Origin of the sequence: uncultured Jatrophihabitans sp. (genome assembly GCF_964244045.1) — a bacterium.
Taxonomy (GTDB): Bacteria; Actinomycetota; Actinomycetes; order Mycobacteriales; family Jatrophihabitantaceae; genus Jatrophihabitans.
The window spans coordinates 35,117-47,420 of sequence record NZ_CAXTHK010000005.1 but is presented as its reverse complement, the minus strand read 5'-3'; the positions used below and the strand labels follow the sequence as shown (position 1 = coordinate 47,420).

Here is a 12,304-nt window from a genome sequence, read left to right as displayed (position 1 = left end):
CCGGCTGATCCGCTAGCGTCGCAGTGATGAGTGAGATGACGGACGGGCGGACGGTGCTCATCACGGGTGGCAACCGGGGGATCGGGTTGGCCATCGCGCAGGCCTTCGCCGCCACCGGCGATCGCGTCGCCGTGACGCATCGCGGTAGCGGCGCACCCGAGGGCCTGTTCGGCGTGCGGTGCGACGTCACGTCGACCGATGACGTCGACGCTGCGTTCGCCACTGTCGAGGCCGAGTTCGGGCCGGTCGAAATCCTGGTCTCGAACGCGGGCACCACCGACGACACCCTGCTGCTGCGCATGAGCGAGGAGTCGTTCACCAGCGTGCTCGACGCGAACCTCACCGGCGCATACCGCGTTGCCAAGCGGGCGACCCAGGGCATGCTGCGAGCCAAGAAGGGCCGGCTGATCTTCATCTCCTCGGTCGTGGCGCTGGTCGGCGCGCCGGGGCAGGCCAACTACGCCTCGTCGAAGGCCGGGCTCATCGGTCTGGCCCGCTCCATCGCCCGCGAGCTGGGCAGCCGCTCGATCACGGCCAACGTCATCGCCCCGGGTTTCATCGACACCGACATGACCGCGGCGATGACCGAGGCCCGCAAGAGCGAGGTGCTGGCGACCGTGCCGCTCAAGCGTTACGGGCAGGTCGAGGACATCGCCGCGGCGGCGCTGTACCTGGCCTCGCCCGGTGCGGGTTACGTCACCGGCGTGGTGCTGCCCGTCGACGGCGGCGTCGGCATGGGTATCTGAGATGCATCTGAAGGGAACGACATGGGACTGCTCGACGGCAAGCGGCTGTTGATCACCGGGGTGATCACGGACGGCTCGATCGCGTTCTCCATTGCCCGCCTGGCGCAGGAGGAAGGCGCCACGGTCGTGCTCACCGGCTTCGGCCGGATGTCGCTGGTCGAGCGGGTTGCGCGGCGGCTGCCGCAGCCGCCGCCGGTGATCGAGCTGGATGTCGCGAACCAGGAGCACCTCGACACCCTCGCCGACCGGGTGCGCGAGCACGTCGACGGTATCGACGGCGTCGTGCACGCGATCGGGTTCGCGCCGGCGTCCTGCCTGGGCGGTGACTTCCTGGCCACGCCGTGGGCCGACGTCGCCACCGCGCTCGAGGTGTCCACGTTCTCGCTCAAGTCGCTGGCCGTGGCCACGCTGCCGCTGTTCGGCGAGACCGGCGGCTCGATCCTCGGGCTGACCTTCGACGCGACGGTGGCCTGGCCGGCCTATGACTGGATGGGCGTCGCGAAGGCCGGACTCGAGTCGACGTCGCGCTACCTGTCGCGCGAGCTCGGGCCGCGCAACATCCGCGTCAACCTCATCTCGGCGGGGCCGCTGCGCACCATGGCCGCCAAGAGCATCCCCGGGTTCAGTCAGTTCGAGGACGCGTGGACGGGCCGTGCGCCGCTGGGCTGGGACAACACCGACATCGAGCCGGTGGCCCGCAGCAGCGTGGCCCTGCTGTCGGACTGGTTCCCCTCGACGACCGGCGAGATCGTGCACGTCGACGGTGGCTTTCACGCCATGGGTGTCTGACGTGCCCTACGAAGCATTGCTGCTTCTGTCCTTCGGCGGTCCCGAGGGGCCCGACGACGTCATGCCGTTCCTGCGCAACGTCACCCGCGGGCGCGGCATCCCCGACGAGCGGCTGGCCGAGGTCGCCGAGCACTACCAACACTTCCACGGCGTCTCGCCGATCAACGAGCAGAACCGGGCGCTGATCGACGCGGTACACGCCGAGCTCAAGCGTCGCGGGCACGACCTGCCGATCTACTGGGGCAACCGCAACTGGAAGCCCTACGTCGCAGACGCGGTGCGCCAGATGCGCGATGACCACGTGGGCAGCGCCGTCGTGTTCGCCACCAGCGCGACGTCGTCGTACTCGTCGTGCCGGCAGTACCGCGAGGACCTCGCCCAGGCCCGCACGATGGCCGGCAACGGCTCGCCCGAGCTCGTCAAGATCCGGCACTTCTTCGACCACCCCGGCTTCATCGCCGCCAATGTCGAAGGCCTTCGGGCGGCCCTCGAGTCCCTGCCCGTCGAGCACCGCGCCGCCGCCCGCCTCGTCTTCACCGCGCACTCGATCCCGCAGAGCATGAACGACGTGTCGGGCCCGGAGCGCAGCGGCCTCTACGCCGCCCAACAGCACGAGACCGCGCGACTGACCGCCGAGGCAGTGCGCGGCACCGGCGCGGAGTTCGACATGGTGTGGCAGTCGCGCTCGGGCCCGCCGCAGGTGCCGTGGCTCGAGCCGGACGTCAACGACCACCTCGAGAAGCTGGCAGCTCAGGGTGTGACGGCCGTCGTGGTCGCGCCCACCGGGTTCGTATCCGACCACCTCGAGGTGCTGTGGGATCTCGACACCGAGGCGAAGGAGACCGCCGCCGGCTTGGGCCTCGCCTTCGCCCGTGCGGCCACCGCCGGCACGCATCCCGCGTTCGTCGGCGCGATCTGCGACCTCGTCGAGGAACGCACGTCCAACCGCGAACCCGAGCACCTCGGTGACCTCGGCCTGTGCGGCATCGACTGCCCCGTCGGCTGCTGCCCCGCCCCCAGGCGCGGCGGCCCGCCGGCAGCCACTACGTAGCGCTGCGCTCGCTGGCCTCGCGCAGCTCGTCCTGGTAACCCCGCGACTCGGGTGTGCGGACGGCAGCCGGCCGGCCGGCGCGTAACAGGTCGCGCCAGTCGTCAACGCCCCATTGCGACGGTTCGGTCGAGGCCAGGAACCGCTCGACGGTCTCGAGGAAACGCGCAGGATCGGTGTGGAACGGGAAGTGCCCGGCCCCGTCGAAGACCTCGAGCTGGCTGCCGGGCATCGCGGCGTGCGCCTGGTAGGCGTGCCCCAGCGGGACGACGGTGTCGAGGGCACCCCAGATCAGCAGGGTCGGCAACGCGCGGACCAGGTAGGCGCGGTCGAGCATCGTGACGACCTGACCGCGCCAGTCGACCACCGCCCGCAGCGTGCGGATGAACGCCGCGCGTGATGTTGCATCGGGCAGGGACTCGACGACCCGGGTGATGTCGGGGGCGTCGACGCGAATGCCGGCGTCGAGTCGACCGAGCACGGCGACCGCGGTGTGCACGGCCAGCCGCGCGCCGGGCAGCCGCAACGACGCCAAGAGGGCCTGGGCTCCGGGCAGGCTGGCCGCACGCAGCAGCGGCGAGACGTGCTTGCCCGCACCACCGGAGGACACGAGCACCATGCGCTCGGTGCGCTCGGGGAACTGGTAGGCGAATTGCATGGCGACGCCGCCACCGAGCGAGTGCCCGACGAGCGTCACCCGGTCGATGTCGAGGACGCCGAGCAGGTCACGCATGCCGTTGGCGTAGGCCGCCACCGAGTAGTCGGCGCGGGGCTTGGCGGAGCTGCCGTGCCCCAGCAGGTCGGGAGCGATGACGAGATGGTGGCGGGCCAGTTGGGGTATGACCGTGCGCCAGGTGGCCGAGCTGTCGCCGATGCCGTGGATCAGCAGCAGCGGGGGTCCGCTGCCCGCAACGCGGAACACCCGCCGGTAGCCGTGCACGACGCGGGACTCGATGCGCACCGCCGGACCGTCCTCGGGCACCGCCGCCAGCGATCGCACGCTCATCCGGGAAATGCTGTCCGCGGCGTGAGTCGGCCCTGTTGCCGAGATGTTGCGAGGTGAGTGCCTCAGTCCCGCCGCGCCGCGGACGGGTCGGCGTTACAGGCAGCCAACCGGGCACGGCGCACCGCAGTCGCCAGCGGACGCAGGGCTTCGGTACGCGCCGCCATCCCGTACTGGTCGACGGCGCCGCCGAGCGGGTCACCCGTCGCGAGGTCGAGCACCGCCTGCAGCCGCTCGGCCTGAGACAGCAGCGCGACGGCCGCTGCCGGGTGATCGGGTGGCAGGTTGACGAACTCGCCGGCCCGGCGGGCGCCGGACAGCAGGGCCGGGACATCGGCGTTCGACCCGCTGACGCCGGCGCTGAGCAGTGCCGTTGCCGACGCGCGGATCGCGGTGGTGAGGTCGTACTGCGCTTGCCGAATATCAATCTGGTCGGCGGGTACCGGGTCGGCGACGAAGGCGGTCCACTCGACGCTCGGCGGCGCGCTGCTCGGCGCGTGGTGCGTCACCGTCGGCACAACCGCAAGACCGTCGGCGACCACCGCCTCACCCGCCTCGAGCGCCGCAGCTCGCAGCGCAGCGGGACCGGGTAGCCCGCGGACGTCGCCGGGGACGGGCAGGACGAGCCGGGGCGGGACGCCGCGTCGTCGCCACGCCACCAGGACGTCGCGCAGCGCAACGACCTCCTCGAAGCCGGGCAACCCGGTGACGACGTGTGGAGCGTCATCGCCGGTCGTGGCATCGACGACCTGGTCCAGGCTGATCCGCCCGGCCAGCCAGGCACCGGCCCACGCGGTCAGGACACCGGAACGGACAGTCGACACGCTGTCCGAGGGTAGGAGCATTTCCTGGGCGTGGTGCCACCGCCTGGCCGACGAGCGCCCGTAGCGTCCGTGCCTGTGCGTGATTACGGCGACGTGTTGGCCGGGCCGAGCCGGCGCAGAGAGCTCCCGCAGGTGCCGGCCGAGCGCGACCTCGTCGTCGAGACCGCCGACGGCGGCTTCTGCGGCGCGGTCGTTGCGCTCGGCCGGGCCGTCGACGCGGGTGAGAAGCGCGACACCGTGACGCTGGAGGACCGGCACGGCAAGCGGCGTGAGTTCGCGATGCTGCCCGCCGCGTTCCTGCTCGACGGCCGTCCCGTGACGCTCGTCCGTCCCGCTGCAGCGCCCAAGGTTGCCGGCCCACGTGCCCGCACGGCGTCCGGGTCCTACGCGGTGGCCGGCGTGAAAGCCCGGGTCGCGCGGGGGAGCCGGCTCTGGGTCGAGGGTGTGCACGACGCGGCGCTGCTCGAGCGCGTCTGGGGCGACGACCTGCGCGTCGAGGGCGTGGTCGTCGAGCCGCTGGACGGCATCGATGACCTGGTCGACAACGTGCGGGAGTTCGCGCCGAGCCGCGAGCGGCGCATCGGCGTGCTCGTCGACCACCTGGTGCCCGGCAGCAAAGAGACCCGGATCGCGACGCAGGTGCGCGATCCGAACGTGCTCATCAACGGTCACCCTTATGTCGACATCTGGCAGGCGGTGAAGCCGGTTGCGCTGGGTATCGACGCGTGGCCCGTGGTGCCCCGCGGGGTGAACTGGAAGGACGGCATCTGCGCCGCGCTGCGCGTCAGCGACCCGCGCGAGATGTGGCGTCGGGTGCTGGGCAGCGTCGACAGCTATGCCGACGTCGAGGTGCCGCTGCTGCGCGCCGTCGAGGAACTGATCGACTTCGTCACGGCCACCGACAACCGGTAGCCCGCACACCGGCGTCGCGCGGTCCGCGGTGCCACTATGGAGGCATGCCCGATTGGTTGCTGTGGTTGATCGCGGCCGGCGTCTTCGCCGCCGCTGAGGCGGCCACGCTCACCCTCGTCCTGCTGATGGTGGGCGGGGGAGCGGCCGCCGCGGCGGTCACGGCCGCGCTGGGCGGCCCGGTCCTGCTGCAGTTCGCGGTGGCGATCGTGGTCACCTTCGCCCTGCTCGGCGTGGTCCGACCCGTGGCCCAGCGGCACATGCTGCCCGGCAGCGGCACGGTCACCGGCGCCGAGGCGCTGATCGGACGCACCGCGGTAGTGCTCTCCACCGTCGACGCCACCGACGGGCGGGTCCGGCTCAACGGCGCCGAATGGTCGGCCCGCTCGCTCGACGAGCAGCAGGTGCTGCCGGCGGGTCGTGAGGTGCGGGTCGTGCAGATCAGCGGGGCGACAGCTGTCGTCTACGACGAAACGGACGACCGCTCGGTCGCCCAGAACGAGGAGCAAGCCCCATGACCGCTGGTGCCATCGCCGCGATCGTCGTCCTGGTGATCATCCTATTCGTGCTGTACCGCAGCGTGCGCATCGTGCCTCAGGCACGGGCCGCGGTGATCGAGCGGCTGGGTCGCTACACCCGCACCGCTACGCCGGGGTTGACGCTGCTGGTGCCGTTCATCGACCGGATGCGGCCCATGATCGACCTGCGCGAGCAGGTGGTCAGTTTCCCGCCGCAGCCGGTGATCACGTCCGACAACCTCACCGTCGGCGTCGACTCGGTCATCTACTTCCAGGTCATGGAACCGCGCGCGGCGACGTACGAGATCGCGAACTACATCCAGGCCGTCGAGCAGCTGACGATCACCACGTTGCGCAACGTCATCGGCTCGCTGAACCTCGAGCAGGCGCTGACGAGCCGCGACGAGATCAATGGCAAGCTGCGCGGTGTGCTGGATGAGGCCACCGGGCCGTGGGGCATCCGTGTCGCGCGCGTCGAGATCAAGGCCATCGACCCGCCGCCGTCCATCCAGGACGCCATGGAGCAGCAGATGCGCGCGGACCGCAACAAACGCGCGCTGATCCTCACTGCCGAGGGCCAGCGGGAGAGCGCGATCAAGACGGCCGAGGGCAACAAGGCGGCGCAGATCCTGGGCGCCGAGGGTCAGAAGCAGGCCGCGATCCTGTCGGCCGAGGCCGAGCGGCAGTCGCGCATCCTGCGCGCCGAGGGTGAGCGTGCGGCGCTGTACCTTGCCGCGCAGGGTGAGGCCAAGGCCATCGAGACGAAGTTCGGCGCCATCCACGCAGCCAAGCCCGACCCGGCGCTGCTGGCCTACCAGTACCTGCAGACCCTGCCGCAGATCGCGAAGGGCGACGCGAACAAGATGTGGATCGTTCCGTCGGAGTTCAGCAAGGCATTGGAAGGACTGGCGGGTTTGTCAGGTGGAGGCAACGGCGACGCGCCGAGCTGGCTCGCCCAGACCGGGACGGACGTCGACGCCGCGGCGCCGATCGACACGAGCAGCTGGTTCGACTCGAACCTGCCGCCTGCGGCCGAGCAACCCGAGGCGGCCGTGATCCGCTCCTCGGACGACGACCCCGACTCCCAGCTGGCCCGCGCCGGCCTGTCCGACGGGTCCGCTCCCGACGTCGCCGAGATCCTGCGTCAGCGGGTGCCGACGAGCGACGACCCGCCGCAGGGCGAGGCGCCCCGGCCGACCCCCGCGCCGCCGGAGTATCCCCGTTCACCCGGCTACCAGTACCCGCAGCAACCGCCCTACCAGCCGCCAGGCACCTAACCCCAGCGGTGATCAACAGCGTCCAAACGTCGTAGAGCGACGGTTTGGCGCTGTTGATCACCGAGAGAGACGCCAGGTCAGAAGCCGGTCTGGTTGACGGGCAGCAGCGTGGTCGCGAACATAACCGACGCGCGGTCCAGGGCCCCCGGTGTGAGCTCCTCGACCCGGCCGGCAATGGCGACTTCGTGCAGGCGGTGGCCGCCGAGATAGACGGACGCAAGGTCGCGCTGGTCGATGCGCAGGTCGGCCGGCGCGGTTGTGCGCGTGCACCGCGCGCCGGAGATGTCGGAGACGAGCTCGTAGCGCCCCGCTCCGTAACCCGGCTCGGCCGTGTCGACCACGTCGAGGACGAGCGATCCTTCGACGCCGTACGCGCGCGCGGACAGCGCGGCCGGGACGTCGAGCAGTCGCAGCCACACGTGGTCGAAGACCGTCTTGGTCTCCAGCGCCCGGGCGTCGGCGAGCAGGAACCGGACCTGCTCGTCGACAGCACGCTCGCCGAGGTTGACCTCGTCGACGACGTCCATGCCGGCGAGGTAGCCCCACAGGTCGCGGTACGCCTCGGGCGTCGCGGCAAAGAACTGCGGTACGTCGATCGCCGCGAGCGGCCCGGTGAGGTCGAAGTCCCGTGTGGTGCGCCAGCACAGCATGCCGTCGGGACCGTTGGGTCCCTCGTGCACGTACCAGCTGGCGCGCGCCGACGGCTGGGGTGCCGCGCCGGCCGCACCGAACGGGCGGGTCCACCACTGTGGCAGGCGCTGCACCTGGCCTGCGCGCAGTCGACACGCGGCGTCGAAGATCACGGGTGCCAGCGTTGCCGCCTCGGCGAGGTCGACGGCCCTTACGGAGTGCGGGTCAGCGGCGGCCACGCCGCCCGAGCGTCGCGGCCGGAACGTGTAGGACGCACCGTCCACGGCGGGGGCGTAACCGAAGCGCCCGTAGATCGGCCATTCCGCGGCGACGAGCATGCTCAGCGCGTCTCCACGCTCGGCTGCAGCCTGCAGCGAGGTTGTCAACATTGTGCGCAGCAGGCCACGCCGCCGGTGCGTGGCGGCGACGCTGACGCCAGTAAGCGCATCGGCAGCGAGCTCGACGTTGTCGCCGCCGCACCCTGGGACGGTGATCGTGCGCGCGAGCGTAGCGAGCGTGGCCACCCACTGCCCGCGCTCGCGGGCGCCCCACGTGCGATCGGGGTCCAGGAAGCCGCGTCGCCGCTCGACGTCGGTGGTGAACTCGTCGCCATGGATGTCGCCCATGAGGGCCAGGATGAGCTGGCGGGACCACCCCTCGACGTCGTCGGACGGAACGGGGTGGACGAGTTCGGGCGCCATGGCTCTGACCCTTGCAGGCGCGGTCAAGTCAGATCCAGCTGACCCGGTCGTGCAGGTAGATGTAGCCGATGAAGCTGACCGCGTCGATGACGGCATGGGCGATGATCAGCGGCCACACCCGCTTCGTGCGCTGGAACCACCACCCGAACAGCAAGCCCATGATTGCGTTGCCGGCAAAGCCACCGAAGCCTTGGTACAGGTGGTACGAGCCGCGCAGCACCGACTCGAAGGCCAGCGCCCGGGAGTTCGTCCAACCCAGCTGCGACAGCCGGGTCAGGACGAACGCGCAGACCACGACCTCCTCGCCGATGCCCTGCTGGAAGGCCTCGAGCAGCAGCGTGGGGATGCGGTACCAGACGTCCGGGAAGCTCGTCACCACGATCTCGGCGTTGAGCCCGAGCTCGCGGGCAACGTAGACCAGGCCGAGGCCTGGGATGCCGATCAGGCCGGCGAAGCCCAGCCCGACCCCGATCTCGCGCGGCCCCAAACGATGCAGCCCGATGCCGAGTCCGCGCCCGGCGGGCGAGCGCATGAGCAGGACCACGGCCAGGAACGCCGGGGCAAGGCCGGACAGGATCGACGCGATCTGGTCAAGGATGTCGAGGTACTGGTAGTGGACGGTGTTCGAGCCGCTCTTGATGGGAGCGGTGGCGACCTTGCTAAACCCGAGGCCCTTCTGGATCACGATCTGCGAGCGCAGGAAGCTCAGCAGGGCCGTGAGTCCGGACAACCCGTAGCTGACGCCGAGGACGGCCAGGAGCTCCAATCCGTAGCGTGGCGGCGCAGCCGGTTCAGCGATGACGCGTTCGGTGTTGGCGTCGCGCACGATGACAGTCTGCCGCAGCCGGCTGCTGCAACGGTTGGAGCTCCCGCCCTCGGTTCAGGCCCGATGCAATGCGTGCCGCCGACGCCGACCGGTCCAGGTGAGAGCAAGGCCGAGAGCGAGCAGGCCCGCTGAGATGGCGCTGAAGGCGACGACCGGGAACCCGGTCTCGGACAGCGGCGGCGTCGCGGTGGTGCGCGTTGTGGTTCTGCGCACCGCGGACGTGCTCGGGGTGCCGGACTTGGCCGGCGTGCTCACCCGGCCCGGAGCGTTGATGCGCGGAGCGATGACGGTGTTGGGCGTGCCCACGCCGGGAGCGGGAACGGTGCCCGCAGTAGTGCCGGTGCCCGGAGCAGGGACCGTGCCCGGAGCAGGGACCGTGCCGGGAGCGGGGACGGTGCCCGGTGCAGGGACGTTGCCCGGAGCAGGGACGGTCGGCGCGGCGAGCGCGACCGGAGTCGACACCGAGGAGAACAACGAGCGGTTGCCGGAGTAGCTGGCGGTCATCGGACTCGTCCCGGGCCCGGCGCTTGCCGGAACCGTCAGCGTTGCGCGACCGGCGTCGTCCACGGCCGCAGCGCCGAGGGTCACGCCGTTGCTCGTGAAGGTGACCGTTCCCGTCGGTGCGGAGTCGCCGGTCACCGTGGCTGCCATGGTGACCGTGCCGGCGGTCGTGGCCGTGATGCTCGCGGTAGTGGCGCTGGGGGTTGCCTCGGTCGTGTCACACGTGGGCGACGTGAAGGTGTCGTTGTCCAAGGTCACGGCGCCGTTGCGGGCCAAGGCACGCCCGTGCACGGTGGTATCGGTGTTGACCGAGATCGAGGTCAGGGCCATCAGGTTTCCCCGGAACGTCGAAGCGGTGCCCAGGGTTGCCGAGCTGCCGATCTGCCAGAAGACATTGCACTCCTGGGCGCCGTTGATCATGTCGACGTTGCTGGCCGATGCCGTGATGAGGGTGGACGCGACCTGGAAGATGAACACGGCGTTAGGGTTTCCCTGGGCGTTGAGGGTCACAGTGCCGCTCAGGCCGAGCGGTCCGCTCGAGGTGTAGACCCCGGACGTCAGGGTCTTGCCGACGAGGTCGCCCGCGACACTCTCGGTCGTGGCACGCCCGGCAGCGTCGTTGTAAGCAGTCGTCAGGTCGGACTGGGCCTGCAGAGCCACCGCGTCCGCGGCATGCGTGGCGCCGCCGACCTGGCCAGGCGGAAACCCAGTGATAGCCGTACCGGGGCTGACCCCGAGGTCGCTGTCGAGCGAACTGGGGCCGGTGTTGGTGACGGTCTGGCCACCCAGCACCGAGTAGGCGCCTGCTGTACCCAGCCCGACCGGTGAGTCCGCTGCGGCGGCCGGCCCGGCGCCGCCGAAGACGGACAGCAGCGCACCGCTCACCAGAGCGGGCAACAGCACTGCGGCAAGGCGGCGGCGTCCAGGGGGACCTGCCGTGAGGGGGTGCCGAGGTGCCGGGGTTGCAGTCGAGCCCATGGGGTAGCCGCCTTCGAAAAGCCCGCCCCCCGGCCGGATTGCGCGTCAGGTTTTCCTAACGCGGTTCTTACATTGCCGGGCCTACCCACTACGTCACTCTGACATGCAGCGTCGACGTAACGTCTCTCACCAGTCCGCGAACCAGCTATCCAACGCCGTCCGTTCCCGCCTACGCAGCGCGAGCGCGGCGAACCGGGCGCTTAACACCTACAGTACGAAGGACAAACCAGGCCGGACGAGCATCAATGTCCGGTCCAGGTCGACGCCGGAGGTACGGGGACCTTAGGCGGCAACGCGTTCCGGGAGGTGAGATGGCGACGAGCTCCAACCCGCCAGGCGACGAGACCCCCAGCGCTGACGAGATCTCCCGCATCGCCGTAGGGGTCCTCGACGCGATTCCCTTCCCGGCACTCGTGCTGGAAGTGCCCTCGGAGCGGATTGTCGCCTCGAGCCCGGCCGCCGCGCGCCTTCTCGAGCCCGACGGGGCCGGCGTCGACGGCCGCCTGCTCCATGACTTCACGACGGATCGCCCGGCATCCGGAGCGGACGTCACCGCTGGGGCCCGACTCGACGGAGCCGAAACGCTGCGCGTCCTGCGCCGGTCCGGTAGCGACGACGTGCAGATCCGGTTGTGGATCCGCACGTTCGACCACCAGCCCTCGTCGAACTTCGTGGTCGCGCTCATCATCGCCGATGAACTCGCCGGACCCGAGGACGTCGATTCGACCGATGACGACGGCACGGAGGCGGACGCTGACTCGCCCGACGCACCAGCCGTGGTCGGTCTGGTCGATGCCAGCCTGCTCGTCGAGCGGATCAGCAGCGACGCGGAGGAACTCTTCGGTGTGCCGGTGACGGAGCTGCTGCACAAGTCGCTACTGAGCATGGTCGGACAGGACGACGTGGCTCGCTGCCTGATGGCATTCGGCGAGTCGAGCTCCACCCGGAACGGGATCACGCTGCACGTCCACGTCTCGGCGGGCGGCAGGCCGGAGCCCGTCCGTTGTGAGCTCCTGCTGCTTCCGCTGGAACCTGCGCCGAGCTGCGTCTTCGTCCTCATGCCCATCTCGCAGGCGGAGGCGGACAGCAACGACCCGAGCGACATCTCCGGGATCCTGTTGCGACTGCGGCGTGGCGCCGAGATCGCCCACATCGCCCAGGGCGCGTTCGCCGGCGTCTCCGAACGCGCTCGGCCCGGGCTCGACCGCCTCACGACTCGCGAGTTCGAGATCGTCACCCGCCTGCTCGACGGGCAACGGCCGCCGGCCATCGCCCGGGCGCTGTTCCTCAGCCAGAGCACCGTCCGGAACCACCTGGGCTCGGTGTTCGCCAAACTCGGTGTTGCCTCGCAGCAGGAACTACTGGACCTGCTCCGGTCGGCCTAGCCACAACCTTGCCTAGCCACAACGGCTAACTTCACACCGAACTTAAGTCAGGGCAATCCGTCTATTGGAACAGCGCCCGTGCTGGGTCATGCTGAATCAGCACGAACAACTCGGATCGTCGCCCCGTGACCCCCCGCACCGGGGCGGCGGTCCGAGCTTGATCTCCGCA

At 70.4% G+C, this 12,304-nt stretch carries 12 protein-coding genes; 7 read left to right on the top strand and 5 right to left on the bottom strand.

What is annotated here, in order from left to right:
- The first annotated feature begins 26 nt into the window (after positions 1-26).
- The 3 genes from fabG to ACFFC4_RS05870 are packed head-to-tail and all read left to right on the top strand — an operon-like array spanning position 27 to position 2,586.
- Positions 27-746 (top strand): 3-oxoacyl-ACP reductase FabG, encoded by a 720-nt coding sequence (gene fabG / locus ACFFC4_RS05880; protein WP_375498726.1) that lies wholly within the window; start codon positions 27-29, stop codon positions 744-746.
- Between the two features lie 21 nt (positions 747-767).
- A complete protein-coding gene (gene fabI, locus ACFFC4_RS05875; RefSeq protein ID WP_375498724.1) occupies positions 768-1,535 on the top strand; it encodes an enoyl-ACP reductase FabI in 768 nt (255 codons plus the stop codon).
- 1 nt (position 1,536) lies between these two features.
- The gene (locus tag ACFFC4_RS05870; RefSeq protein ID WP_375498722.1) at positions 1,537-2,586 is read left to right on the top strand and encodes a ferrochelatase; all 1,050 of its coding nucleotides are present in this window, start codon (positions 1,537-1,539) and stop codon (positions 2,584-2,586) included.
- On the opposite strand, the gene ACFFC4_RS05865 is transcribed toward ACFFC4_RS05870, so the two are convergent.
- A complete protein-coding gene (locus ACFFC4_RS05865; RefSeq protein ID WP_375498720.1) occupies positions 2,579-3,589 on the bottom strand; it encodes an alpha/beta fold hydrolase in 1,011 nt (336 codons plus the stop codon). The two genes, ACFFC4_RS05870 and ACFFC4_RS05865, sit on opposite strands and share 8 nt — an antisense overlap.
- Before the next feature lie 62 nt (positions 3,590-3,651).
- Complete coding sequence (locus ACFFC4_RS05860; RefSeq protein WP_375498718.1) at positions 3,652-4,410, bottom strand: hypothetical protein; 759 nt, start codon at positions 4,408-4,410, stop codon at positions 3,652-3,654.
- A gap of 93 nt (positions 4,411-4,503) precedes the next feature.
- On the opposite strand from ACFFC4_RS05860, the gene ACFFC4_RS05855 reads away from it, so the two are divergent.
- The 3 genes from ACFFC4_RS05855 to ACFFC4_RS05845 are packed head-to-tail and all read left to right on the top strand — an operon-like array spanning position 4,504 to position 7,114.
- A complete protein-coding gene (locus tag ACFFC4_RS05855; protein ID WP_375499010.1) occupies positions 4,504-5,322 on the top strand; it encodes a DUF3097 domain-containing protein in 819 nt (272 codons plus the stop codon).
- 44 nt (positions 5,323-5,366) lie between these two features.
- Complete coding sequence (locus ACFFC4_RS05850) at positions 5,367-5,837, top strand: NfeD family protein (protein WP_375498716.1); 471 nt, start codon at positions 5,367-5,369, stop codon at positions 5,835-5,837.
- A complete protein-coding gene (locus ACFFC4_RS05845; protein WP_375498714.1) occupies positions 5,834-7,114 on the top strand; it encodes an SPFH domain-containing protein in 1,281 nt (426 codons plus the stop codon). The genes ACFFC4_RS05850 and ACFFC4_RS05845 overlap by 4 nt, the downstream gene beginning before the upstream one ends.
- A 77-nt stretch (positions 7,115-7,191) precedes the next feature.
- Here the strand turns inward: ACFFC4_RS05845 and ACFFC4_RS05840 are convergent, their stop codons facing one another.
- From ACFFC4_RS05840 to ACFFC4_RS05830, 3 genes are read right to left on the bottom strand one after another with little or no spacing between them, the layout of a single operon-like run.
- A complete protein-coding gene (locus ACFFC4_RS05840) occupies positions 7,192-8,445 on the bottom strand; it encodes a GNAT family N-acetyltransferase (protein ID WP_375498712.1) in 1,254 nt (417 codons plus the stop codon).
- 28 nt (positions 8,446-8,473) lie between these two features.
- Positions 8,474-9,271, bottom strand: coding sequence for a CPBP family intramembrane glutamic endopeptidase (locus ACFFC4_RS05835; protein WP_375498710.1), 798 nt, complete (start codon positions 9,269-9,271; stop codon positions 8,474-8,476).
- Between the two features lie 54 nt (positions 9,272-9,325).
- Positions 9,326-10,675, bottom strand: a complete 1,350-nt coding sequence (locus tag ACFFC4_RS05830) for an ice-binding family protein (RefSeq protein ID WP_375498708.1) — start codon at positions 10,673-10,675, stop codon at positions 9,326-9,328.
- 386 nt (positions 10,676-11,061) lie between these two features.
- Here ACFFC4_RS05830 and ACFFC4_RS05825 point away from each other — a divergent pair, with 386 nt between their 5' ends.
- Positions 11,062-12,135: a helix-turn-helix transcriptional regulator gene (locus ACFFC4_RS05825; protein WP_375498706.1), complete on the top strand. Its 1,074-nt coding sequence runs from the start codon at positions 11,062-11,064 to the stop codon at positions 12,133-12,135.
- Positions 12,136-12,304: the final 169 nt, after the last annotated feature.

Excerpts from the sequence above, each read along its gene's own strand:
- ACFFC4_RS05850 (WP_375498716.1), top strand. The coding sequence starts at position 5,367 with ATGCCCGATTGGTTGCTGTGGTTGATCGCGGCCGGCGTCTTCGCCGCC.
- ACFFC4_RS05825 (WP_375498706.1), top strand. The coding sequence starts at position 11,062 with ATGGCGACGAGCTCCAACCCGCCAGGCGACGAGACCCCCAGCGCTGAC.
- ACFFC4_RS05845 (WP_375498714.1), top strand. The coding sequence starts at position 5,834 with ATGACCGCTGGTGCCATCGCCGCGATCGTCGTCCTGGTGATCATCCTA.
- fabG (WP_375498726.1), top strand. The coding sequence starts at position 27 with ATGAGTGAGATGACGGACGGGCGGACGGTGCTCATCACGGGTGGCAAC.
- fabI (WP_375498724.1), top strand. The coding sequence starts at position 768 with ATGGGACTGCTCGACGGCAAGCGGCTGTTGATCACCGGGGTGATCACG.
- ACFFC4_RS05840 (WP_375498712.1), bottom strand. The coding sequence starts at position 8,445 with ATGGCGCCCGAACTCGTCCACCCCGTTCCGTCCGACGACGTCGAGGGG.
- ACFFC4_RS05865 (WP_375498720.1), bottom strand. The coding sequence starts at position 3,589 with ATGAGCGTGCGATCGCTGGCGGCGGTGCCCGAGGACGGTCCGGCGGTG.